This window comes from Ensifer soli (assembly GCF_041928815.1).
Classification (GTDB): Bacteria; Pseudomonadota; Alphaproteobacteria; order Rhizobiales; family Rhizobiaceae; genus JBHFEI01.
Genome location: NZ_JBHFEI010000002.1, coordinates 104,205 through 127,691, shown reverse-complemented (window position 1 = coordinate 127,691; position 23,487 = coordinate 104,205). Strand labels below are relative to the sequence as shown.

The following is a 23,487-nucleotide window of genomic DNA, read 5'->3' as shown; positions in this document are numbered from 1 at the left end:
GGCCGGTCCCGGAGGCACCAGGGTCCGGGAACGCTGCCCGGCGCAAGGGCCGGACAGCGTCAGGGGCTCCTTGGGAGAAGCGCCTTACTGGATGTAGCCGCCCTCGGTCATCGTCGCGGTCGCCGCGTCCTGGGCCTGCTTCAGCGCGTCGTCGACCGACATCTGGCCGGCGAGCGCCGCCGAGAACAGCTGGCCGACGGTGGTGCCAAGGCCCTGGAACTCGGGGATGGCGACGAACTGTACGCCGACATAGGGAACCGGCTTGACGGTCGGCTTGGTCGGATCGGCCGAGTTGATCGATTCCAGCGTCATCTTGGCGAAGGGCGCCGCCTTCTGGTACTCGGCATTGTTGTAGAGCGAGGTGCGCGTGCCCGGGGGAACGTTGGCCCAGCCCTCCTTCGAGGCGACGAGGTCGAGATAGCCCTTGCCGGTCGCCCAGGCGATGAACTTCTGCGCGGCCTCGGCCTTCTGCGTGCCGGCAGGAACGGCGAGGGACCAGGCCCAGAGCCAGTTGCCGCGCTTGCCGAGGCCCGTGTCGGGCGCCAGCGCATAGCCGACCTTGTCGGCGACGGTGGAGTCCTTCGGGTTGGAGACGAAGGAGGCGGCGACGGTGGCGTCGATCCACATGCCGCACTTGCCCTGCTGGAACAGCGCCAGGTTCTCGTTGAAGCCGTTCGACGAGGCGCCGACCGGGCCTGCGTCCTTCATCAGGTCGACATAGGACTGCAGCGTCGCCTTCCACTCCGGCTGGTCGAACTGCGGCTTCCAGTTCTCGTCGAACCAGCGCGCGCCGAAGGCGTTCGAGGTCGCCGTGAGGAAGGCCATGTTCTCGCCCCAGCCGGCCTTGCCGCGCAGGCAGATGCCGTTGATGTCGTTGGCGCGGTCCGTCATCTTGCGGGCGGCGTCAGCAACGAAATCCCAGGTCGGCGCGTCGGGCATGGTCAGCCCCGCCTTCTCCATCAGGTCCTTGCGGTACATGATGAAGGAGCTCTCGCCGTAGAAGGGCGCGGCATAGAGCTTGCCGTCGACCGACAGGCCGCCGGCGATCGCCGGGATGATGTCGGCGGCGTCATAGTCGGCGCCGAGATTGTCGAGCGGCAGCAGCCAGTTCTGCTTCGCCCAGATCGGAACCTCGTAGGTGCCGATCGTCATCACGTCGTACTGGCCACCCTTGGTGGCGATGTCCGTCGTGACGCGCTCGCGCAGGACGTTTTCCTCGAGCGTGACCCACTGGAGCTGGATGTCGGGGTTCTTCGCGGTGAAATCGTCGGTCAGACCCTGCATGCGGATCATGTCGCCGTTGTTCACCGTGGCAATCGTGAGGGTTTCCGCGCTTGCAAGACCAGCGAAGGCGAAAGCCGAGCAGGTGCCCAGCAGCAAAGTTCTGAAGTTCATAATCTTCCTCCCAGAAGAGTAATGAGCATTTGCCTAGCTCATGGGCATTTACTCGTACATTTCCGGAAATTGTCAATCGGAAATCGTTGCTGCATCGCAACATCAACGGAACGCACCCTCTTTCCATCGCAGGGGTCCTCTGTCAAAATGCACGCCTTGGTGGAGGACATGGACGGATGACGACAACCTACGAAATCGAGATCCATGCCGGGGTGATCGACGCGACACCGCTGTTCAAATGGGCGTCGCAGGCGCCCTTCATGGTGCCAACCGTCGGAAGTCTCATCGACATTCCGGGCTATGGCGGCGCGCACGCCGTGACGCAGACGGCGATGAACCTCGTCCCGGCCGGGCCGGGCGCGATGCGGCAGATCCTCTATGTCGTCGTTGCGTGACGGCGACCGGCGCGGTGCGCCTATTCGTCCAGAAGCTCTTCGGCCGTCGCCTCGTCGGTGATCAGGCCGTTGATGATCCGCCCGACCAGGGCGGCGCGGATGGCGCCGAGCTTGCGCCGCCCCTTGGCGAGGCCGATCACGGTCGAGCGCCCGGTCGAGGGCAGCGGCACGCTGGCGACGCGCTGGTTGATCGTCTCCGACAGCATCCGGCCGTCGCGGTCGAACATCCATCCGCAGATCTCGCCGGCAGCACCCGACCGGACGAGGCCGTCCATCTCCTCGCGGGCGAGGAACCCGTCCTCGCAGAGCGGTGCGTCGGGGCCGAGCTCGCCGACGCCGACAAAGGCGACATCGGCCTCCGAGCCGAGCTGGAGCGCGGAGCGGACGAGGATCTGGTTGTGCAGCAGGTCGCGCTCCTCCGGCGAGGAGACGAGAACCGGCAGCGGCATGGGGAAATGGCGCGCCTTGACCGCGTCCGCCATCGAGAAGATGACGTTGTAGTAGGCGGCCGAGCCGTCGAGGCCGATATTGCCGGTGAGCGAGACGATGCGATGCTGCGGGCATTCCATCGACGGCAACTGGTCGATCGCCGCCTTCAGCGTTCGCCCCGTGCCGATGGCGAGCACGATCGGCTCGGCCGATTTCAGCCAGCGCTCGATCTCCGCCGCCCCGGCCTCGGCGATGCCGACCGTCGTCGACAGCGACGCCGGGTCGCTCGGGACAACATCGACATGGCGCAGATCGAAGCGCTGCTTCAGCCGCGCCCCGAGCGCGAGGCAGGCGGCGATCGGATGGTCGAGGCGCACCTTGATGAGCCGTTCGGCCATGGCGAGCGAGACGAGGCGCTGCGCCGACTGGCGCGAAATGCCCATCTGCGCCGCGATCTCGTCCTGCGTGCGGCCGGCGACGTAATACAGCCATCCCGCACGGGCCGCGTCGTCCAGCCTCGTATTCGCTTCCGCCTTGCGCGCCATGTCGGTAGCTCCATCCTCCGGCATTTTGCTGGCAAGTTTTCGCCGGGATGTCAAACGGACCGGCAAGCAACCGGCCGCCATTCTTTTACCGATTGATAAAAAAATAAACCGTGCTACCGTTTCTCCATCCTTGCGGACAGGGGAAAAAACGGAGGCATTGGAATGGGAACGATCCAGTCGGGCATCGCAAGCGGGCGCCTGCCGGCCGCCGACTACGAGGCGAACTTCGCCGATCTGCATGCTCCCCTCGACCGGCACGAAGCGCTTGTCGCCGCCGATCGCTGTTACTTCTGCTACGATGCGCCCTGCATGACGGCCTGTCCGACGGCGATCGACATTCCCCTGTTCATCCGCCAGATCTCGACCGGCAATCCGATCGGCGCCGCCAACACCATCTTCGACCAGAACATCCTCGGCGGCATGTGCGCCCGCGTCTGTCCGACCGAGACGCTCTGCGAGGAGGCCTGCGTGCGCAACACGGCGGAGGAACGCCCCGTCGAGATCGGCCGGCTGCAGCGCTATGCGACCGACCGCGCGATGGCCGAGGGCCGTCAGTTCTACACGCGTGCCGCGCCGAGCGGTCGCTCGGTCGCCGTCGTCGGCGCCGGACCGGCCGGGCTTGCCTGCGCCCATCGCCTGGCGATGAAGGGCCATAACGTCGTTGTCTACGACTGTCGCGAGAAGCCGGGCGGCCTCAACGAATACGGCATCGCCGCCTACAAGGCCGTCGACGATTTCGCCGCCCGCGAGGTCGACTACGTCACCGCCATCGGCGGCATCGAGATCAAAAACGGTGTCGCGCTCGGCCGCGATCTGACGCTCGACGGGCTCTCCGCCCGCCACGACGCCGTCTTCCTCGGCATCGGCCTTGCCGGCGTCAACGCGCTGCGCATCGAGGGCGAGGACCTGCCCGGCGTCGACGACGCCGTCGACTTCATCGCGGCCCTTCGCCAGTCGAGGACGAAGACGGACATTGCGGTCGGCCGGCGCGTGGTCGTGCTCGGCGGCGGCATGACGGCGATCGACGCCGCGGTGCAGGCGAAGCTCCTCGGCGCGGAGGAGGTGACGATCTGCTACCGCCGCGGCAGGGAGCACATGAACGCCTCCGCCTTCGAGCAGGACCTCGCGGCCTCCAAGGGCGTCGTCATCCGCCACTGGCTGCAGCCGAAACGCATCCTCGCCCGCGACGGCACGGTCGCCGGCATCGAGATGGAGTATACCGAACTGGCAGACGGACGCCTTGCCGGCACCGGCGAGACCGGCGCGCTCGTCGCCGACCAGATCCTGAAAGCGATCGGCCAGACGCTCGATCCGACGGGCATTGCCGGCCTGGCGCTTGCCGGCGGCCGCATCGTCACGGATGCGCAGGGACGCACCTCGCGCGAAAACGTCTGGGCCGGCGGCGACTGCGTCGCGGGCGGCGACGACCTGACCGTCTCCGCCGTCGCTCAAGGGCGCGACGCGGCGGAATCCATCCATCTCGCGCTTTCGGCTGAAAAGCCGCTGGCGCATGCCGTCGCCTGACCGGGAGGATCGACCATGGCGGACATTCGCAACACCTTCGTCGGCATCAAGTCGCCCAATCCCTTCTGGCTCGCCTCGGCGCCGCCGACGGACAAGGCCTACAATGTCGAGCGCGCCTTCAAGGCCGGCTGGGGCGGCGTCGTCTGGAAGACGCTCGGCTCGGAAGGGCCCCCGGTCGTCAACGTCAACGGCCCGCGCTACGGCGCGATCTGGGGCGCCGACCGCCGGCTGCTCGGCCTCAACAACATCGAGCTGATCACCGACCGCGACCTCTACACCAACCTGCGCGAGATGAAGCAGGTGAAGATGAACTGGCCGGACCGGGCGCTGATCGCCTCGATCATGGTGCCCTGCGTCGAGGAGGAGTGGAAGGCGATCCTGCCGCTGGTCGAGGAGACCGGCGCCGACGGCATCGAGCTCAATTTCGGCTGTCCGCACGGCATGTCGGAGCGCGGCATGGGCTCGGCGGTCGGCCAGGTACCGGAATATATCGAGATGGTGGTGCGCTGGTGCAAGCAGTACACCCGCATGCCCGTCATCACAAAGCTGACGCCGAACATCGCCGACATCCGCAAGCCGGCGCGCGCGGCGAAGGCGGGCGGCACCGACGCGGTCTCGCTGATCAACACGATCAACTCGATCACCTCCGTCAATCTCGACACCTTCTCGCCGGAACCCTCGATCGACGGGCGCGGCAGCCATGGCGGCTATTGCGGCCCGGCGGTCAAGCCGATCGCGCTCAACATGGTGTCCGAGATCGCCCGCGACGCCGAGACCCGCGGCCTTCCGATTTCCGGGATCGGCGGCGTTACCACCTGGCGCGACGCGGCGGAATTCCTGGCTCTCGGCGCCGGCAACGTCCAGGTCTGCACGGCGGCAATGACCTACGGATTCAAGATCGTCGAGGAGATGATCTCGGGCCTGAAGAACTGGATGGATTCCAAGGGCCATGCCAGCCTCGACGACATCTGCGGCCGCGCCGTGCCGAACGTCACCGACTGGCAGTATCTGAACCTCAACTATGTGACGAAGGCTCAGATCGACCAGGACGCCTGCATCAAGTGCGGCCGCTGCCACATCGCCTGCGAGGACACCTCGCACCAGGCGATCACCAGCAGCGTCGACGGCGTCCGCCGCTTCGAGGTGATGGAGGACGAATGCGTCGGCTGCAATCTCTGCGTCAACGTCTGCCCGGTCGAGGACTGCATCACCATGGTGGCGCTGCCGGCCGGGACGCTCGACGAGCGGACGAAGACGCCGGTCAGCGCCGATTATGCCAACTGGACGACCCATCCGAACAATCCGATGGCGCGTCAGGCCGCGGAGTGACAAGGAGACATATGTAAGATCTGGCCTTGGCGGGGATGGGCGCTGGACATTGCGTGTCGCTGCAATATGTATTCGGTGTCGCGATTTGCCATGTTGATCGCCTCATGAACGAAAGACGAGACTATGTCACTTCGCAACGCGCTGCGGGCAGGAACGAGCGCCGACCACGCCACGGTCGATGATGCCTTTGCCCGCTTTAACCTTTCGGACCGCGCCGACTACGGCGCCTTCCTGCTCGCCCATGCCCGCGCCATCCCCGCCTGGGAAGGGGCGCTCGAAGAGGGCGGGATCGCCGCCCTTGTTCCCGACTGGGCGGAACGGCGCCGGACGGACCTCCTGCTCGCCGATCTCGACGACCTCGGGCTCGAGGCGCCCGCCGGGCTCGATGTCGAACCGCTCGACACCGCCGACCGGCTCTGGGGCGCGGTCTACGTGCTCGAAGGCTCGAAGCTCGGCGGCGCGCTGCTCGCCCGTTCCGTGCCGGCATCGCTGCCGTCGCGCTATCTTGCCACCCAGGGGCCGAAAGGGTCGATGAAGGCGTTCATGGACCGGCTCGACGCCCACTTCCCGCAGGACGAGGCGCAGGCGATCGATGCCGCGCGGCGCGTCTTCGAAACCTTCCGTGATGCCGCGGCGGCGGAGAGCAGGTCCGTCCCGGCGTGACCGACCTTCCCTACAGGATCGACCTGACCAACTGCGATCAGGAGCAGATCCACCGGCTCGGCCAGATACAGCCCTTCGGTTTCCTGCTCGCGCTCTCGCGGGACTGGATGGTGGCGCGGGCCTCGGCCAACATCGACGCGTTTTTTCCGGTGACCGTCGAGGACGTGCTCGGTCAGCACGCCTCGCGGCTGATGTCGGAGGACGCGATCCATCGGCTGCGCAACAGGCTGGCGATCCTGCGCGGGCCGGACATGGTCGAGCGCAGCTTCGGTCTGGCGCTCTACGAAGGCGGCCCGCTTCTCGATATCGCGCTCCACATCAGCAACGACATGATCATCGTCGAAGGCGAGCCGGCGCAGGACGCGGCGGCGAGCGACTCCACCATGTCGATCCGCACCACGGTCGCCCGCCTCGACCAGGCGGTGAGCCTCGATGCCTTCTTCCGCGACGGCGCGCGGCAGGCGCGGGCGCTGACCGGCTTCGACCGCGTCATGGTCTATCGCTTCGACGAGACCGGCTCCGGCGAGGTCGTGGCGGAAGCCGCGCGCGGCGGCATCGGCAGCTTCCTTGGCCTGCATTACCCGGCCTCCGACATTCCGGCGCAGGCGCGCGCGCTCTATGTGCGCAATCTGTTCCGCATCATCGCCGATGTCGACGCAGAGGCCGTCCCCATCCTGCCGCTGCTCGACGCGCATGGCGCACCGCTCGACCTGTCGATGTCGGGCCTGCGCTCCGTCTCGCCGATCCACATCGAATATTTGCGCAACATGGGGGTCAAGGCCTCCCTGTCGATCTCGATCATCGTCGACGGCCGGCTCTGGGGCCTGTTCGCCTGCCATCACTATGCGGCGCGCCTTCCCTCGCTCGAACGCCGGACGGCAGCGGAACTCTTCGGCCAGATGTTCTCCTCACGGCTCGAGAGCCGCGAACGGCGCATCGCCATGGACTACGAGACCAAGGCACGGCAGATCGCCGATCGCCTGCTGACCTCGGTCGCCGACAATGCCAGCCTGCTCACCGACCCGACTTGGCTGATCGACGCGCTCGGCGACGCCATTCCCGCCGACGGCATCGGCGTCTGGATCAACGGCCGCTCGGCGCTTTCGGGGATCGCCCCTTCTCCGGACGGTTTCGCCCGCCTGGTCAAGGCGCTGAACCGCAATGCCGCCGGCCGTATCTTCGCTACCGACCAGTTGAACGCCCACTATCCGGAAGCGGCCGAAGACGGGCATGTCGCCGGATTGCTCGCCATTCCGATCTCGCGGTCGCCGCGGGACTATGTCGTCCTGTTCCGGCAGGAAATCATCACCCAGGTGCGCTGGGCCGGCGATCCGCACAAGCCGATCGAGTACGGGCCGAACGGTCCGCGCCTGACGCCGCGCAAGAGCTTCGAGGCCTGGTCGGAACTCGTGCGCGACCGCTCCCATCCCTTCACGGCCGCCGAGCGCCGCGTCGCCGAGACCATCCGCGTCACGCTGATCGAGGTCGTGCTCCGGCTCGCCGACGAGGCCAACGTCCAGCGCCAGCAGGCGCAGGAACGCCAGGAACTGCTGATCGCGGAACTCAACCACCGCGTCCGCAACATTCTCAGCCTGATCGGCGGCCTGATCCGCAAGTCGCGCACGGCAAGCGCCTCGCAGGACGACTATGTCGCCCAGCTCGAAGGCCGGGTCCACGCGCTTGCCCGCGCCCATGACCAGCTGACCCGCGACCACTGGTCGCCGGCCCCCTTCCGCCAGCTGCTCCAGGCGGAGGCCGCCGCCTATCTCGGCCAGGACGCCGACAGGCTGGTCACCGAGGGCGAGGACGTCGTGCTGCAGCCCCAGGCCTTTTCCACCGCCTCACTCGTCTTCCACGAGCTCGTCACCAACAGCGCCAAATATGGCAGCCTCGGCGCCGAAGGCACGGTGCTCGTCTCCTGGGAGCGGGACGATCAGGGGACGCTCCATGTGCGCTGGCGCGAGCGGGACGGCCCCCCGGTCACGCCGCCGACCCGCCAGGGTTTCGGCACCACCCTGATCCGCCGCTCGATCCCCTACGATCTCGGCGGCACGGCGGAGATGCGTTTTGCGGAAAGCGGCCTCGAAGCCGATTTCACCATCCCGCCGGCCTTCGTCGGCGACGCGCCGCCCAAGACGCGAAAAGAAGGCAGGCCGGGCGGCACGGAGCGGCCGACCCAGGCCCGGCGGCCGGCCCGCCCGCTTAAGGACATGCGGGTTCTCCTCGTCGAGGACAACCTCATCATCGCCATGGACGGCGAGGACATCCTGACCCAGCTCGGCGCCGCCGAGGTGCAGATCGCCGCCTCCGTCGGAGAGGCTCTCCGGCTGATCGGCGAGACGCCGTTCGACTTCGCCGTGCTGGACGTCAATCTCGGCGAGGAGAACAGCTTCCCGATCGCCGACCGACTCCTCGAGCGCGGTACCCCGGTCCTCTTCGCCACCGGCTACGGTGAAGGCATCGGCCAGCCGGAAAGCCATGCCGGACACGCCGTGCTGCAGAAGCCCTACACGATCGAAAGCGTCGCAAGCGCGCTGGGCAGCCATCCCGCCATCACCGACGGATAGAATGCCCCTGCCGGCGCCGGCCGGTGTCCGCCGCCTCCATCGCCGCCGCGTCCCGGCCGGCACAGTGTTTCCCCCGTCCGGATCACCCTTGCCTTGAACGCGCACACATCGCATGCCAAAGGCCGCGAGAAGCTTCTTGCCCATCTCGCCATGCTCACCTTCTCGATGCTGGTCGCCGGCTCCTTCTCCTTCGGCGGGATTGCGGCACGCACGCTTCCCGCCGAGCCGCTGACGCTGTTGCGCTATCTCCTGACCGTCGTCGTCCTCGGCGGCCTGACCTTCGGCGTTCTCCGCGTACCGTTCCGCCTTCCGCGCCAGTTCTGGCGCTTCGTCATCCTGGGCGGGCTGATCGCCCTCTACATGGTCACGATGTTCCACGCGCTCGGCTTCACCAGCCCGGTCTCGACCGGGGCGGTCTTCACGCTGATGCCGCTGATCAGCGCCGGCTTCGCCCTCCCCGTGCTCGGACAGAAGACGCGGCCGGACGTGCTGGCCGGGCTGGTGATCGCCGCCTTCGGCGCGCTGTGGGTGATCTTCCGCGGCAGCCTCGACGCGCTCTTCGCCTTCGGCGTCGGTCGCGGCGAGCTGATCTATCTCGTCGGCGTCATCGCCCATGCGCTCTACGTGCCGCTGATCCGCCGCTTCGCCCGCAACGAGCACCCACTCGCCTTCGGTTTCTGGGTGACGGTCGCGACCGTGTTCTGGCTCCTCGTCCCGGGGGCCGGGCCGCTGGCCGCGACGGCGCTGACGGAACTGCCGCCGTCATTCTGGCTCGCGGTGCTCTATCTCGCCGTGGTGACGACGGCGATCACCTTCATCCTGCTGCAGTTCGCCTCCATGCGGCTGCCCGCCGCCAAGGTTCTCGGCTACAACTACCTGACACCGGGCTTCATCATCCTGATCGAGGGGGTGCTCGGCCACGGATGGGCGAGCCCGACGGTGGCGGCCGGCGCGCTGATCACCGCCGGCGGCCTCGTGCTGATCGCGCTTCTTCCCGACTGAACGGCGGAGCCTCTCCGGCCGTCCCGCGCAGGCTTGCGTCTCCGGCACGGCGGCGGGCGCGACCGGACGTGCCGTCAGGCGGGCGGCGCCTCCATCTCCAATCCGACGACGAAGAGCCGCTCGAGAAAGCGCGCCGCATCCTCGAAGCGGCCCTCGCCGTCATGGCCGGGCCCGAGGACGGCGCGCACCTGCACGTCGAAATCGGCGTAATGCTGCGTCGTCGCCCAGATCGAGAAGATCAGGTGATAGGGATCGCAGCGCGCGATCTTGCCCGCCTTCGCCCAGGCGCGGATCACCTCCGCCTTCTCGTCGACCAGCGCCTTCAGCGGCCCCTTCAGTTCGTCCTCGATGTTCGGCGCGCCCTGCAGCATCTCGTTGGCGAAGAGCCGGCTCTCGCGCGGAAAATCCCGCGCCATCTCCAATTTGCGGCGGATATAGCTGCGGATCTCGGAGACGGGGCTGCCCTCGGCGTCGAATTCGCGCAAGGGATCGAGCCAGGTGTCGAGAACCCGGGCGATCAGCGCGCGGTGCATCGCCTCCTTGGTGCGGAAGTAATAGAGGAGGTTCGGCTTCGACATGCCGGCGACCTCGGCGATCTGGTCGATGGTCGAGCCACGAAAGCCGTTCATGGCAAAGACGTCGAGCGCCGCCTCGAGGATCTGCTCTTCCTTCTCCTCCTGGATGCGGGTCCGCCGCTGTGTTCTCGCCGCCCTCGGTAGCACCATCCCGTCCCGTCTCCCTTGCCCTGCGCTGCGTTGCAAAACATCGCGCCTTGCCGGCCTCTTTTTATTTTTCCATCTTGAGGTCCGGGGCGGAAGTTGTAATGTTTACCAACCGGTTAAATTATCCGCCAGTTGATGTTCAAACGCAACGGCCGATCGAAGGGTTCGCCAAGGAACCCGGATCCGACCGTTCGGACAATGAAGACGAGCGCCGCGCCCGCGCGGCCTGCAGGAGAGGGACTGTCATGGCCGCACCCGGCGAAAACATGCGCGTCAACACCGACCGCCTGTGGGACATGCTGATGGAAATGGCGACGATCGGCCCGGGCGTCGCCGGCGGCAACAACCGCCAGACGCTGACCGACGAGGACGCCGAGGGGCGCCGGCTGTTCCAGTCCTGGTGCGAGGCCGCCGGCCTGTCGATGACGATCGACAGCATGGGCAACATGTTCGCCCGCCGCGAGGGCACGGATCCGTCGCTGCCGCCCGTGATGCTCGGCAGCCACCTCGACACCCAGCCGACCGGCGGCAGGTTCGACGGCGTGCTCGGCGTGCTGGCGGCACTGGAAGTCGTGCGCTCGATGAACGACCTCGGCATCAGGACGCGCCATCCGGTCGAGGTGGTCAACTGGACGAACGAGGAAGGCGCGCGCTTTCCGCCCGCCATGCTCGCATCGGCCGTCTTCGCCGGCATCATGAGCGAGGACGAGGGCAAGGCGAAGCAGGATGCCGAGGGCAAGCGCTTCGGCGACGAATTGAAGCGGATCGGCTTCGAGGGGCCGGAGCCCTGCGGGCGGCATCCGCTGAAGGCCTATTTCGAGTATCACATCGAGCAGGGTCCGATCCTCGAGGACGAAGGCATCGACATCGGCGTCGTCACCCATGGCCAGGGGCTCACATGGCTGGAAGTGACGCTGACCGGCAAGGAGGCCCATACCGGCTCGACGCCGATGCCGCGCCGCGTCAATGCCGGCCTCGGCATGGCCCGCATCATCGACCGCGTGCACGACATCGCCTGGCGCTATCCGCCCTTTGCCGTCGGCGCCGTCGGCAACATGACCGTCCATCCGAACTCGCGCAACATCATCCCCGGCAAGGCCGTCTTCGTCGTCGATTTCCGCCATCCGGAAAAGGAGATCATCGCGGCGATGGCGGCAGCACTCGAGGTCGAGGGCCGCAAGATCGCCGCCGAGCTCGGCCTCGGCATCGAGATCCGCGAGATCGGCGGCTTCGCCCCCGTGGCATTCGACGAGACCTGCGTCTCGGCGGTGCGTGGCGCCGCCGAAAGGCTCGGCTATTCGCACCGCGACATCGTCTCGGGCGCCGGCCATGACGCCTGCTGGATCAATGGCATCGCGCCCACCGCGATGATCTTCTGCCCCTGCGTCGACGGCCTGTCGCACAACGAGGCGGAGGAGATTTCGAAGGAATGGGCAGGCGCCGGCGCCGACGTGCTGTTCCACGCCGTGGTCGAGACGGCGGAGATCGCCGAGTGACCGCCTCCGGCGTTGCATGTTCACGGGCGAAGGTGGAGCGGATCGAGCACAGCGTCTGCATTCGAATCCCTGATTGCGTTGAAAGCGACTGCATCGCCCTCGGGGCACGCCATCCGACGCTCGACATTCAGTGGTTAGGGGGCCATTGCGTGATCGCGCCACCGGACGAGGATGGGCCGCAGTCCCCCCACATCGACACCTATCTGGGCGCAATCCTCGACCGGTATGATCAGGTCTTGGTCGAGGTTGCCGGCCTTGGCATGGTACGCATGATCAGCGTCGGACTTTACTATGACGTCGACGCGGTTGCCGCACCCTGTCCAATGCTCGGCGCAGGACTGATGCAGCGGCTCGGCACAGTCGGCTATGATCTCGAACTCTGCATCTACCCCTGCAGCGATATGACATCGACACACTAGAGGCGGCGGAGATCGCCGGTGCTTGAGAAGGAGCGACTATGACCACCGTCATCAAGAACGGCACGATCGTCACCGCGGATCTGACCTACAAGGCGGACATCCGCATCGCCGGCGGAAAAATCACCGAGATCGGCCCGGATCTCACCGGCAACGAGATCCTCGACGCCACCGGCTGTTACGTGATGCCCGGCGGGATCGACCCGCACACCCATCTCGAAATGCCGTTCATGGGCACCTATTCGTCGGACGATTTCGAGAGCGGCACCCGCGCGGCGCTCTCCGGCGGCACGACGATGGTCGTCGACTTCGCCCTGCCCTCGCCCGGCCAGTCGCTGCTCGACGCGCTGACCATGTGGGACAACAAGACGTCCCGCGCCACCTGCGACTATTCCTTCCACATGGCGATCACCTGGTGGGGCGAGCAGGTGTTCAACGAGATGGAGACGATCGTCCGCGACAAGGGCATCAACTCGTTCAAGCATTTCATGGCCTACAAAGGCGCGCTGATGGTCAATGACGAGGAGATGTACGCCTCGTTCAGCCGCTGCGCCGAGCTCGGCGCCCTGCCGATGGTGCATGCCGAAAACGGCGACGTCGTCGCCCAATTGCAGGCAAAGCTGATGGCGGAGGGCAATACCGGCCCCGAGGCCCACGCCTATTCGCGTCCTCCCGAAGTCGAGGGCGAGGCGACCAACCGGGCGATCATGATCGCCGACATCGCCGGCGCGCCGCTCTATGTCGTCCACACCTCCTGCGAACAGAGCCACGAGGCGATCCGCCGCGCCCGCCAGAAGGGCATGCGCGTCTATGGCGAGCCGCTGATCCAGCACCTGACGCTGGACGAAAGCGAGTATTTCAATCAGGACTGGGACCACGCCGCGCGACGGGTGATGTCGCCGCCCTTCCGCGACAAGGGGCATCAGGACAGTCTCTGGGCCGGCCTCTCCGCCGGCTCGCTGCAGGTGGTGGCGACCGACCATTGCGCCTTCACCACCGCGCAGAAGCGGTTCGGCGTCGACGATTTCCGCAAGATCCCGAACGGAACGGGCGGGCTCGAGGACCGGCTGCCGATGCTCTGGACCCATGGGGTCGCGACCGGGCGCATCACCATGAACGAGTTCGTCGCCGTCACCTCGACCAACATCGCGAAAATCCTCAACATCTATCCGAGAAAGGGCGCGATCCTCGTCGGCGCCGATGCCGACATCGTCGTCTGGGATCCGAAGCTCTCGAAGACCATCAGCGCGGCCAGGCAGCAGTCGGCGATCGACTACAATGTCTTCGAGGGCAAGACGGTGACGGGCCTGCCGCGCTACACGCTGACGCGGGGGCTCGTCGCCATCGAGGAGGGCAAGGTTGAGACCCGCGAGGGCCACGGCACATTCGTCGCCCGTCCGCCCAACGCGCCCGTCAGCCGGGCGCTCTCGATCTGGAAGGACCTGACGGCGCCGCGCCCGGTGGAGCGCAGCGGCATCCCGGCCAGCGGGGTCTGACGCATGGCCTCAAGGGACGAGCGCGTCGAGTTCCGGCATCAGCACGACGCTCTCCTGCTCGTTCGGGTCGGTGCGGGCGATGACGGCCGAGCACGGCGCGTCCGACAGGTTCGCCGGCAGGTGCGGAACGCCGGCGGGAATGTAGAACAGCTCGCCCGCGCGCACGATCACATGGTGCTCCAGCCGGTCGCCATACCAGGTATGCGCCTCGCCCGACAGCATGTAGATCGCCGTCTCGTGGCTTTCGTGCCGGTGGGCCTTGGCCTTGCCGCCGGGCGGGATCGTCAGCAGGTGCATGCAGATGCCCTTCGACCCCACCGTTTCCGCCGCGATCCCGGCGAAATAGCTGAGGCCCTGCTTGCCGTCATAGGTCTCCCCCGGCCTGACCAAGTGGCAGGTGGGTTTGCTCACTGCATCCATCGTCCGTCCTCCGCGCCTGCGCCCGTTGCGCCGCTCGCATCTGAGGCCAGAATCAGGGAGCATGCAATTTGAAAATGTCAGGCAGGGGGCAGTGTCGATGAACGGCGCCACGGCACACGGGAATGCGGCGGCAAGCGTGATCCGCGCGCGCGGCCTCGGCCTGACCTTCGCGACCAGCGACGGCCCGGTGCATGCGCTGACCGGCGTCGACCTCGCCATCGGCAAGGGCGATTTCGTTTCCTTCATCGGCCCGTCCGGCTGCGGCAAGACCACCTTCCTGCGCGTCATCGCCGATCTCGAGACGCCGACGCACGGGACGATCACCGTCAACGGCATGACGCCGGAGGAGGCGCGCAGGCGCCGCGCCTATGGCTATGTCTTCCAGGCGCCGGCACTCTATCCCTGGCGCACGATCGAGAAGAACATCGCCCTGCCGCTGGAGATCATGGGTTTTGCGCCGGACGAGCGCGCCGCGCGGATCGCCCGCGTGCTCGACCTCGTCAACCTCTCCGGCTTCGGCAGGAAATATCCCTGGCAGCTTTCCGGCGGCATGCAGCAGCGCGCCTCGATCGCCCGTGCGCTCGCCTTCGACGCCGACCTGCTTCTGATGGACGAACCCTTCGGCGCGCTCGACGAAATTGTCCGCGACCACCTGAACGAACAGCTTCTGAAGCTCTGGGAGCGGACGAACAAGACGATCTGCTTCGTCACCCATTCGATCCCCGAGGCGGTCTATCTCTCGACGAAGATCGTGGTGATGAGCCCGCGTCCGGGCCGGGTCACAGACGTGATCGAATCGACGCTGCCGAGGGAGCGGCCGCTCGGCATCCGCGAGACGCCGGAATTTCTTGCCATCGCGCACCGGGTGCGCGAAGGTCTGAGGGCAGGACACAGTTATGACGAATAGTCGGGCATTGCGGGTCGTGCCCGGAGAACCCATGGCATGAGCATCACCTATCTCCTCTGGCTCGGCTGCGCCACGCTCGCCTACATCGCCGGAGCCACCACGTCGCGCGCCTATATCGCCAACCAGAATCTCCTGGTGCTGATCGGCTCGCTCGGCCTCTATACGGTCGGCAACCTGATCATGCTGAGGCTGATGCGCGAGGGCGGGCTCGGCCTGTCGATCTCGCTCTCGGCCGTGGTGCAGCTCGTGCTGATCAACATCGTCGCGCTCGTCGTCTTCGGCGAGAGGCTGAGCGCGGTCCAGACGACCGGCGTCGTGCTCGGCATCCTCGCCATGGGTCTGATGCTGATGCCCGGCGGCGGGAGGGCTTGAACGATGGGCGGCGTGCTGCGCGAACGGTGCCTGCCCGTCCTCTGCGTGATCGCCGCCCTTCTCGTCGCCTGGTATGTCGCGACCGTCTTCCTCAACGCCCCCTTCGAGCGCGACAGCGCCGCGCGCGCCGGGGCAGCGCTCTCGACCCGGGATCTCGTCGCCAACACGATGGCGCAGGAGCGCCCGGTGCTACCCGCACCGCACCAGGTCGCCGCCGAGATCTGGGACACGACGGTCAACAAGGCGGTCACCTCGAAGCGCAGCCTTGTCTATCACGCCGGCGTGACGCTGTCGGCGACGCTGCTCGGCTTCCTCTTCGGCACCGCGCTCGGCATCCTGCTCGCCGTCGGCATCGTCCACAACCGCGCCATGGACCGCTCGCTGATGCCGTGGATCATCGCCAGCCAGACGATCCCGATCCTCGCCATCGCGCCGATGATCATCGTCGTGCTCAATGCGGTCGGCATTTCCGGGCTGATGCCGAAAGCGCTGATCTCGACCTATCTGAGCTTCTTCCCGGTCGCCGTCGGCATGGTCAAGGGCCTGCGCAGCCCCGAGGCGATCCAGCTCGACCTGATGCGCACCTACAATGCCGCGCCGGCCGAGGTCTTCTGGAAGCTGCGCTGGCCCTCCTCGATGCCCTATCTTTTCGCCTCGCTGAAGGTGGCGGTGGCGATCTCGCTTGTCGGCGCCATCGTCGGCGAGCTTCCGACCGGCGCGGTCGCCGGCCTCGGCGCGCGATTGCTCGCCGGCTCCTATTACGGCCAGACGGTGCAGATCTGGTCGGCGCTGTTCATGGCGGCGGCGCTTGCCGCCGTGCTCGTCGCGATCGTCGGCATCGCCCATCGCCTCGTGCTGAAACGGATGGGGATCGCGCCATGAACCTCGCCTTCGTTCTCGGCGCCGTCCTCTTTTGGCTTTCCGCCTGGGCCTTCAACGAATGGCTGGTGCGCCGGCGTTTCGAGGGCCGCGCCGCGAACCGGATCGCCCGCATCTCGGTGCCGCTGCTCTTCGGCGTGACGATCCTCGTCCTCTGGGAGGGGATCGTCCGCGGCTTCTCCATTCCCTCGGTGCTGCTGCCGCCGCCCTCGATGATCTGGACCCGGCTGGTCAACTCGCTGCCGATCCTGGTGGCCGATTTCCGCCAGACCTTCCTCAAGGCGGCGCTGATCGGCTACGCGCTCGGCTCGGGCCTCGGCTTCCTCGCGGCGGTCGCCATCGACCGCTCACCCTTCCTGCAACGCGGCCTGCTGCCGCTCGGCAATTTCGTCTCGGCGCTGCCGGTCATCGGCATCGCGCCGATCATGGTCATGTGGTTCGGCTTCGACTGGCCGTCGAAGGCCGCCGTCGTCGTCGTCATGACCTTCTTCCCGATGCTGGTCAACACCTCCGCCGGGCTGGCGGCGACCGGCACCATCGAGCGCGACCTGATGCGCACCTATGCGGCGACATGGCTGCAGACGCTGGTGAAACTGCGGCTGCCGGCCGCCTGGCCTTTCATCTTCAATGCGCTCAAGATCAACTCGACGCTGGCGCTGATCGGCGCCATCGTCGCCGAATTCTTCGGGACGCCCATCGTCGGCATGGGCTTCCGGATCTCCACGGAAGTGGGCCGCATGAATGTCGACATGGTCTGGGCCGAGATCGCCGTCGCGGCGCTCGCCGGCTCGGCCTTCTACGGGGTGGTGGCGCTCGTCGAGCGCGCCGTCACTTTCTGGCATCCGTCTGTCCGTGGTGGGCAGGCGTCACGATAAGAAGAGGGAACCATGATGAGCAAACATTTCGCATCCTTGCTTCTGGCAAGCGCCCTGTCGCTCGGCGCCTATTCCGCCGAAGCCGCCGACAAGCTGGTCCTGCAGCTAAAATGGGTGACCCAGGCCCAGTTCGCCGGCTATTACGTCGCCAAGGACAAGGGTTTCTACGAGGAGGAAGGCCTTGACGTCGAGATCAAGCCCGGCGGCCCGGACATCGCGCCGGCGCAGGTGATCGCCGGCGGCGGCGCCGACGTCATCGTCGACTGGATGCCCTCCGCGCTCGCCACCCGCGAGAAGGGCGTGCCGCTCGTCAACATCGCCCAGCCCTTCAAGTCGTCCGGCATGATGCTGACCTGTCTGAAGGAAACCGGCGTCGCCACGCCCGCAGATTTCAAGGGCAAGACGCTCGGCGTCTGGTTCTTCGGCAACGAGTATCCCTTCCTCTCCTGGATGAGCCATCTCGGCATCAAGACCGATGGCGGCCCGGACGGCGTGACGGTGCTGAAGCAGGGCTTCAACGTCGATCCGCTGATCCAGAAGCAGGCGGCCTGCATCTCCACCATGACCTACAACGAATACTGGCAGGTCATCGACGCCGGCATCAAGCCGGAGGATCTCGTCACCTTCAAATACGAGGACCAGGGTGTCGCGACGCTCGAGGACGGGCTCTACGTGCTCGAGGACAAGCTCGCCGACAAGGCCTTCGAGGAGAAGCTGGTCAAGTTCGTCCGTGCCTCGATGAAGGGCTGGAAATATGCCGAGGCCAATCCGGACGAGGCCGCCGACATTGTTCTGGAGAACGATTCCACCGGCGCCCAGACGGAAGCGCATCAGAAGCGGATGATGGGCGAGGTCGCCAAGCTGACCGCCGGCTCGAACGGCGCGCTGGACGACGCCGACTACAAGCGCACGGTCGCCACCCTGCTCGGCGGCGGCTCGGACCCGGTCATCTCCAAGGAACCGGGAGGCGCCTTCACCCATGCGATCACCGATGCGGCGCTGAAATAACGACGGCGGCGGCGGACCGCGCCAGTCCGGGATGCGCGGCCGCCCGCCGCGCATCCCTTTCTTTTGGGAGATGCCGTTGCAGGCGACGGAAAGACGTGGCGGAAAAGGCACATCGCCCCTGTCTTGCCGGCGCTGTATTGCAATGCACAATGGAACGGCGTAGAAATAGTGAGGCACCATCGCATCTGCCTCTTGCAAGCCAAATCCGCTCCTTCTAAATGATCGTAGAAGGCAGAAGCCAAGGGGCATGACACGGTGACGCGGCGGGGCGCCGCAGACCGGCGTGAGGCCGACCGTGCACCATCGCCACTGCGACGAATGTCGCGGGCCGTGGACCGATATCGCAGACAGGCAGGGGCCGGACGACACCGGCGACGGACGAAGCAACGGCGGGCGCCCTTGGCGCCCCGGACGGAAGAGCGGCTCGGATGCCAGGGGCGTCGCCGCAGGCGGGGACAGGCATGACAGGACATCGGATCGTCACACTCGGGATCGTAACACTCGGCTTCTGCGCGATGATCGGCGCGTTTTCCCCCGCCATCGCCGCCGAGGAGGCGGCACCGCCGCAACAGGCCGAGCCCGCCCTTCCGGCCATCGTCGTCACCACTGTCGAGACGCGCGCCCTCACCGATCGCGTCCGCGCCAGCGGCACCATCCGCCCGGTCGAGGAGATCTATGTCGCGCCGCTGGTCGAAGGCCTGTCGATCCGCTCGCTCGGCGCCGATATCGGCGACCGCGTGGCGGAAGGCGCGACGCTGGCGACGCTGAACGACGATGCGCTGATCCTGCAGAAAAGCCAGGCGCAGGCAACCCTTGCCAAGGCAGAGGCGGCGATCGCCCAGTTCGAGGCGCAGCTTGCCGAGGCGAAGGCCAATGCGGAAGAGGCCGAGCGGGTCGCAGGCCGCGCCGAGCGCCTGTCCGCCACCGGCACGGTCGCGACCGCCACGGCGGACCAGGCACGCGCGGCGGCGACCGCGGCGCGCGCGCGGGTGAATTCGGCCGAGCAGGCGATCACCGTCGCCAGGGCCGACACCAAGGTCGCCGATGCCCAGATCGACGACATCGACCTCCGGCTGAGCCGCACCGCCGTCAAGGCGCCGGCCGCGGGGATCGTGGCCGAGCGCACCGCCAAGGTCGGCGCGGTCGCGAGCGGCGCCGGCACACCGCTGTTCACGCTGATCCGCGACGGCGCCATCGAGCTCGTCGCCGATCTCTCGGAGACCGACATCCAGAAGGTCGATGCGGGACAGACGGCGATCGTCACCATCGCCGGCGGCACGCGCACGATCGAGGGCAAGGTGCGCCTCGTCTCGCCGACCATCGACGCCGCGACCCGCCTCGGTTCCGTCCATATCGTGCTCGACGCCCGCACCGGCGCGCGGGCCGGCATGTTCGCCAATGCCGAAATCGTCGTGGCGGAGGCGAACGGGCTCGCCCTGCCCCTGTCGGCCGTCACCACCGACCGCAACGGCTCGGTGGCGCGCAAGGTCGAGGACGACGTGGTCCGGCAGGTGAAGATCGTCACCGGCATCCAGGATGGCGGCGTGGTTCAGGTGGTCGAGGGCCTTTCGGCCGGCGACAGGGTGGTTGCCAAGGCCGGCGCCTTCGTCCGCGACGGCGACCGGATCAGGCCGGTCGCCGAGGACGAAACCGCCTCGGTCGCGAAGTGAGGGATCCCGCATGAACTTCTCCGCCTGGTCGATCCGCAATCCGATCGCGCCGATCCTCGGCTTCGCGCTGCTGGTCATCGTCGGCCTGCAGTCCTTCTTCGCCCTGCCGATCACCCGCTTCCCGAACATCGACGCGCCCTTCGTGTCGGTCACGGTGGTGCAGAATGGCGCGGCACCTGCCGAGCTGGAGGTGCAGGTCACCAAGGAGATCGAGGACGCCGTCGCCTCGATCAGCGGGATCGACGAGATCCAGTCGACCGTTACCGACGGCCAGTCGCAGACGATCGTCATCTTCCGCATCGGCAAGCCGACCGAGGAGGCGGTGCAGGACACGAAGGACGCGATCGACAAGATCCGCGGCGACCTTCCCGCCGGCATCGAGGAGCCGATCGTCGCCAAGGTCGACGTCGAGGGCCAGGCGATCCAGACCTTCGCCGTCTCCGCCCCGAACATGACGCTCGAGGAACTGTCCTGGTTCGTCGACGACACGGTGAAGCGCGCGCTGCAGGGCCAGCCGGGCGTCGGCAAGATCGACCGCTACGGCGGCGCCGACCGGGAGATCCGCGTCGCACTCAACCCGGCCAAGCTCGAATCCTACGGCATCACCGCCGCCGACGTGAACCAGCAATTGCGCGGCATCAACATCGACCTCGGCTCCGGCCGCGGCCAGGTGGCCGGCAACGAGCAGACGATCCGCACGCTCGGCGACGCGCGCAGCGTTCCCGAGCTCGCGAGCCGTTCGATCACCCTGCCGAACGGCCGCTTCGTTCGCCTCGACGAGCTCGGCACCGTCACCGACACCTATGAGGAGCCGAAATCCTTCTCGCGCTTCGACGGCGTCCCGAACGTCACCTTCGCCGTCTTCCGCGCCAAGGGCGCGAGCGAGGTCTCCGTCTCGGAAACCGTCGCCGAAAGCCTCGATGCCGTCCGCAAGGCCAATCCCGATGTCCAGATCGAGATGGTCGACGATTCCGTCTATTTCACCTACGGCAACTACGAGGCAGCACTCCACACGCTGATGGAAGGCGCGATCCTCGCGGTCCTCGTCGTCTTCCTCTTCCTGCGAAACTGGCGCGCGACGCTGATCGCCGCCGTCGCCCTGCCGCTCTCCGCCATCCCGACCTTCTGGATCATGGACATCATGGGGTTCTCGCTGAACCTCGTGAGCTTCCTGGCGCTGACGCTCGCCACCGGCATTCTCGTCGACGACGCGATCGTCGAGATCGAGAACATCGCCCGCCACATCAAGATGGGCAAGACACCGTACAGGGCGGCGCTCGAGGCGGCCGACGAGATCGGCCTCGCCGTGATCGCGACCAGCTTCACCATCATCGCCGTCTTCGTGCCCGTCTCCTTCATGCCCGGCATCGCCGGCCAGTATTTCATCCAGTTCGGCCTGACGGTCGCCTTCTCCGTTTTCTTCTCGCTGATGGTCGCCCGCCTCATCACGCCGCTGATGGCCGCCTACCTGATGCGCGCCGAAGACGGGATGGACGACGACCATCACGACAATGACGGCCTGCTGATGAAGGGCTATACGCGCCTCGTCACCGGCACCACGCGGCGCTGGTACTGGCGCTACACCACGCTGCTCGTCGCCATCGGCTTCCTCTACGGCTCGGTGGTGCTGCTCGCGCAGGTTCCGGGCAGCTTCCTGCCGCCGGACGATTCCTCCCGCGTCGTCCTCTCGGTGGAACTGCCGCCGAACGCGACGCTGGACGAGACCGCCGCCAGCACGGACACGATCTACAAGGCCGTCAAGAACATTGACGGCGTCAAGAGCGTCTTCATCCTCGGCGGCGCCTCGCCGAAGGGCGACCTCGAAATGCGGCGCGCGACGGTGCGCGTCATCCTGGGCAACATCGAGCATTCGCTGCTGAAGACCATCGTCAACAAGGGGCTCGGCAACATTCCGATCCTCGGCGCCTATGTGCCGAGGCTTCCGGAGGAAGGCCGCACGCGACCGCAATGGGATGTCGAGAAGGACATCTTCGCCGCGGTGCGCGCCATTCCGGACGTGCGGATTTCGAAGGTCAACGACCGGGCGGAGCGCGACCTCAGCGTCAACTTCCTGTCGACCAGCGAGGCGGACCTCAACGCCGCGGTCGGACTGCTCGAATCGAAGCTGCGCGCCTCGCCGATCCTCGCCAACGTTTCCTCGGAAGGCGCGCTGCCGCGTCCGGAACTGCAGATCCGCCCGCGCATGGACGAGGCCTCGCGCCTCGGCATCACGCCGCAGCAGATCGCCGAGACGGTGCGGGTGGCGACGATCGGCGACGTCGACGCCAATCTTGCGAAGATATCGCTCGACAACCGGCAGATCCCGATCCGCGTGCAGGCGAGCCTCGACGTGCGCCGCGACCTCGGCGCCATCCGCGCGCTGAAGATCAAGACCGGCTCGGGCGCGATCGTGCCGCTCTACAGCGTCGCCGACATCGACTATGCGGAAGGCCCGAGCTCGATCAAGCGCAACAACCGCAACCGCGTCGTGGCGATCGGCTCGGACGTACCCTTCGGCACCGCGCTCGACACGGCGACAGCCGAGTTCAAGCGGATCGTCGACGAGACGCAGCTGCCGCCGACCGTGCGCCTTGCCGAAAGCGGCGACGCCAAGGTGCAGGGCGAAATGCAGCAGAGCTTCGTCAACGCCATGCTGATGGGGCTGATGCTGGTGCTGGTCGTGCTGATCCTGCTGTTCAAGGACGTGATCCAGCCCTTCACCATCCTGTTCTCGCTGCCGCTCGCCATCGGCGGCGTCGCGGTGGCGCTGATCATCACGCAGAACGCCCTGTCCATGCCGGTGCTGATCGGCATCCTGATGCTGATGGGCATCGTGACGAAGAACGCGATCCTGCTGGTCGACTTCGCCATCGAGATGATGCGCCACGGCATGGAGCGGGTCCATGCCATGGTCGAGGCCGGCCGCAAGCGCGCCCGCCCGATCATCATGACCTCGATCGCCATGTCGGCCGGCATGCTCCCCTCGGCGATGGGCATCGGCGAGGGCGGCTCGTTCCGCGCGCCGATGGCGATCGCCGTCATCGGCGGCATCATCGTCTCCACCGTGCTCAGCCTCGTCGTCGTCCCCTCCTTCTTCCTCATCATGGACGACCTGTCGCGGCTGCTCGCCTGGATCTTCGGCCGTTTCGTCGGCGGCAAGGACGAGGAGGCGCCGGTGCTCGACAACGAGGCGCTGACGACCCGCGTTACCACGCAGACCGACGAGATCGAGGCACTGAAGGAGAAGGTCGCCGCGCTCGAAAAGGAAAAGGTGGTGGTTCCCGCCCGGGTCGGCCCGTCGAACGTGATCAACATCACCTCGCTCGCCGCCGAATAGACCGCGTCGGACCGGAGCAGTGCGCTTCGGCCGGATCCGA

The 23,487-nt window shown here is 66.9% G+C and carries 20 protein-coding genes; 16 read left to right on the top strand and 4 right to left on the bottom strand.

Features of this window, described 5'->3' with window-relative positions; genetic code table 11:
- Positions 1 to 84: 84 nt before the first annotated feature.
- On the bottom strand, positions 85 to 1,395 hold the full coding sequence (locus ACEVQ6_RS03275) for an ABC transporter substrate-binding protein (protein ID WP_374887474.1): 1,311 nt from the start codon (positions 1,393 to 1,395) through the stop codon (positions 85 to 87).
- A 176-nt stretch (positions 1,396 to 1,571) separates the two neighbouring features.
- Here ACEVQ6_RS03275 and ACEVQ6_RS03270 point away from each other — a divergent pair, with 176 nt between their 5' ends.
- On the top strand, positions 1,572 to 1,790 hold the full coding sequence (locus tag ACEVQ6_RS03270) for a hypothetical protein (protein ID WP_374887473.1): 219 nt from the start codon (positions 1,572 to 1,574) through the stop codon (positions 1,788 to 1,790).
- 20 nt (positions 1,791 to 1,810) lie between these two features.
- On the opposite strand, the gene ACEVQ6_RS03265 is transcribed toward ACEVQ6_RS03270, so the two are convergent.
- Positions 1,811 to 2,764: a sugar-binding transcriptional regulator gene (locus ACEVQ6_RS03265; protein ID WP_374887472.1), complete on the bottom strand. Its 954-nt coding sequence runs from the start codon at positions 2,762 to 2,764 to the stop codon at positions 1,811 to 1,813.
- A 162-nt stretch (positions 2,765 to 2,926) separates the two neighbouring features.
- Here ACEVQ6_RS03265 and ACEVQ6_RS03260 point away from each other — a divergent pair, with 162 nt between their 5' ends.
- From ACEVQ6_RS03260 to ACEVQ6_RS03240, 5 genes are all read left to right on the top strand, one after another.
- Positions 2,927 to 4,288 carry an NAD(P)-dependent oxidoreductase gene (locus ACEVQ6_RS03260; protein WP_374887471.1) on the top strand — a complete coding sequence of 454 codons (1,362 nt, stop codon included), beginning with the start codon at positions 2,927 to 2,929 and terminating at the stop codon, positions 4,286 to 4,288.
- 15 nt (positions 4,289 to 4,303) lie between these two features.
- Positions 4,304 to 5,617 (top strand): NAD-dependent dihydropyrimidine dehydrogenase subunit PreA, encoded by a 1,314-nt coding sequence (preA, locus tag ACEVQ6_RS03255; protein WP_374887470.1) that lies wholly within the window; start codon positions 4,304 to 4,306, stop codon positions 5,615 to 5,617.
- A gap of 123 nt (positions 5,618 to 5,740) precedes the next feature.
- Positions 5,741 to 6,280: a biliverdin-producing heme oxygenase gene (locus ACEVQ6_RS03250; protein ID WP_374887469.1), complete on the top strand. Its 540-nt coding sequence runs from the start codon at positions 5,741 to 5,743 to the stop codon at positions 6,278 to 6,280.
- Positions 6,277 to 8,847 carry an HWE histidine kinase domain-containing protein gene (locus ACEVQ6_RS03245; RefSeq protein WP_374887468.1) on the top strand — a complete coding sequence of 857 codons (2,571 nt, stop codon included), beginning with the start codon at positions 6,277 to 6,279 and terminating at the stop codon, positions 8,845 to 8,847. Before ACEVQ6_RS03250 ends, ACEVQ6_RS03245 begins: the two co-directional genes overlap by 4 nt.
- Before the next feature lie 93 nt (positions 8,848 to 8,940).
- On the top strand, positions 8,941 to 9,849 hold the full coding sequence (locus tag ACEVQ6_RS03240; protein WP_374887467.1) for a DMT family transporter: 909 nt from the start codon (positions 8,941 to 8,943) through the stop codon (positions 9,847 to 9,849).
- A 74-nt stretch (positions 9,850 to 9,923) separates the two neighbouring features.
- On the opposite strand, the gene ACEVQ6_RS03235 is transcribed toward ACEVQ6_RS03240, so the two are convergent.
- Positions 9,924 to 10,574, bottom strand: a complete 651-nt coding sequence (locus ACEVQ6_RS03235; protein WP_374887466.1) for a TetR family transcriptional regulator C-terminal domain-containing protein — start codon at positions 10,572 to 10,574, stop codon at positions 9,924 to 9,926.
- A 242-nt stretch (positions 10,575 to 10,816) separates the two neighbouring features.
- Here ACEVQ6_RS03235 and ACEVQ6_RS03230 point away from each other — a divergent pair, with 242 nt between their 5' ends.
- From ACEVQ6_RS03230 to hydA, 3 genes are read left to right on the top strand one after another with little or no spacing between them, the layout of a single operon-like run.
- Complete coding sequence (locus ACEVQ6_RS03230; RefSeq protein ID WP_374887465.1) at positions 10,817 to 12,067, top strand: Zn-dependent hydrolase; 1,251 nt, start codon at positions 10,817 to 10,819, stop codon at positions 12,065 to 12,067.
- A complete protein-coding gene (locus ACEVQ6_RS03225) occupies positions 12,064 to 12,486 on the top strand; it encodes a hypothetical protein (protein WP_374887464.1) in 423 nt (140 codons plus the stop codon). Before ACEVQ6_RS03230 ends, ACEVQ6_RS03225 begins: the two co-directional genes overlap by 4 nt.
- A gap of 38 nt (positions 12,487 to 12,524) precedes the next feature.
- Complete coding sequence (hydA, locus tag ACEVQ6_RS03220) at positions 12,525 to 13,979, top strand: dihydropyrimidinase (protein ID WP_374887463.1); 1,455 nt, start codon at positions 12,525 to 12,527, stop codon at positions 13,977 to 13,979.
- A gap of 9 nt (positions 13,980 to 13,988) precedes the next feature.
- Here hydA and ACEVQ6_RS03215 read toward each other — a convergent pair whose 3' ends face one another.
- Positions 13,989 to 14,399 carry a cupin domain-containing protein gene (locus tag ACEVQ6_RS03215; protein WP_374887462.1) on the bottom strand — a complete coding sequence of 137 codons (411 nt, stop codon included), beginning with the start codon at positions 14,397 to 14,399 and terminating at the stop codon, positions 13,989 to 13,991.
- Between the two features lie 97 nt (positions 14,400 to 14,496).
- Between ACEVQ6_RS03215 and ACEVQ6_RS03210 the strand changes: the two genes are divergently transcribed.
- The 7 genes from ACEVQ6_RS03210 (at position 14,497) to ACEVQ6_RS03180 (ending at position 23,447) form a co-directional block, all read left to right on the top strand.
- A complete protein-coding gene (locus tag ACEVQ6_RS03210) occupies positions 14,497 to 15,306 on the top strand; it encodes an ABC transporter ATP-binding protein (protein WP_374887787.1) in 810 nt (269 codons plus the stop codon).
- Positions 15,307 to 15,342: 36 nt separating this feature from the next.
- A complete protein-coding gene (locus ACEVQ6_RS03205; protein WP_374887461.1) occupies positions 15,343 to 15,678 on the top strand; it encodes a hypothetical protein in 336 nt (111 codons plus the stop codon).
- Between the two features lie 3 nt (positions 15,679 to 15,681).
- The gene (locus tag ACEVQ6_RS03200; RefSeq protein WP_374887460.1) at positions 15,682 to 16,560 is read left to right on the top strand and encodes an ABC transporter permease; all 879 of its coding nucleotides are present in this window, start codon (positions 15,682 to 15,684) and stop codon (positions 16,558 to 16,560) included.
- Complete coding sequence (locus tag ACEVQ6_RS03195) at positions 16,557 to 17,432, top strand: ABC transporter permease (protein ID WP_374887459.1); 876 nt, start codon at positions 16,557 to 16,559, stop codon at positions 17,430 to 17,432. Before ACEVQ6_RS03200 ends, ACEVQ6_RS03195 begins: the two co-directional genes overlap by 4 nt.
- A 15-nt stretch (positions 17,433 to 17,447) precedes the next feature.
- Positions 17,448 to 18,440 (top strand): ABC transporter substrate-binding protein, encoded by a 993-nt coding sequence (locus tag ACEVQ6_RS03190; protein WP_374887786.1) that lies wholly within the window; start codon positions 17,448 to 17,450, stop codon positions 18,438 to 18,440.
- Positions 18,441 to 18,901: 461 nt separating this feature from the next.
- Positions 18,902 to 20,110, top strand: a complete 1,209-nt coding sequence (locus ACEVQ6_RS03185; protein ID WP_374887458.1) for an efflux RND transporter periplasmic adaptor subunit — start codon at positions 18,902 to 18,904, stop codon at positions 20,108 to 20,110.
- Between the two features lie 10 nt (positions 20,111 to 20,120).
- Entirely contained in the window at positions 20,121 to 23,447 is a 3,327-nt protein-coding gene (locus tag ACEVQ6_RS03180; protein WP_374887457.1) for an efflux RND transporter permease subunit, read from the top strand.
- Positions 23,448 to 23,487 lie beyond the last annotated feature (40 nt).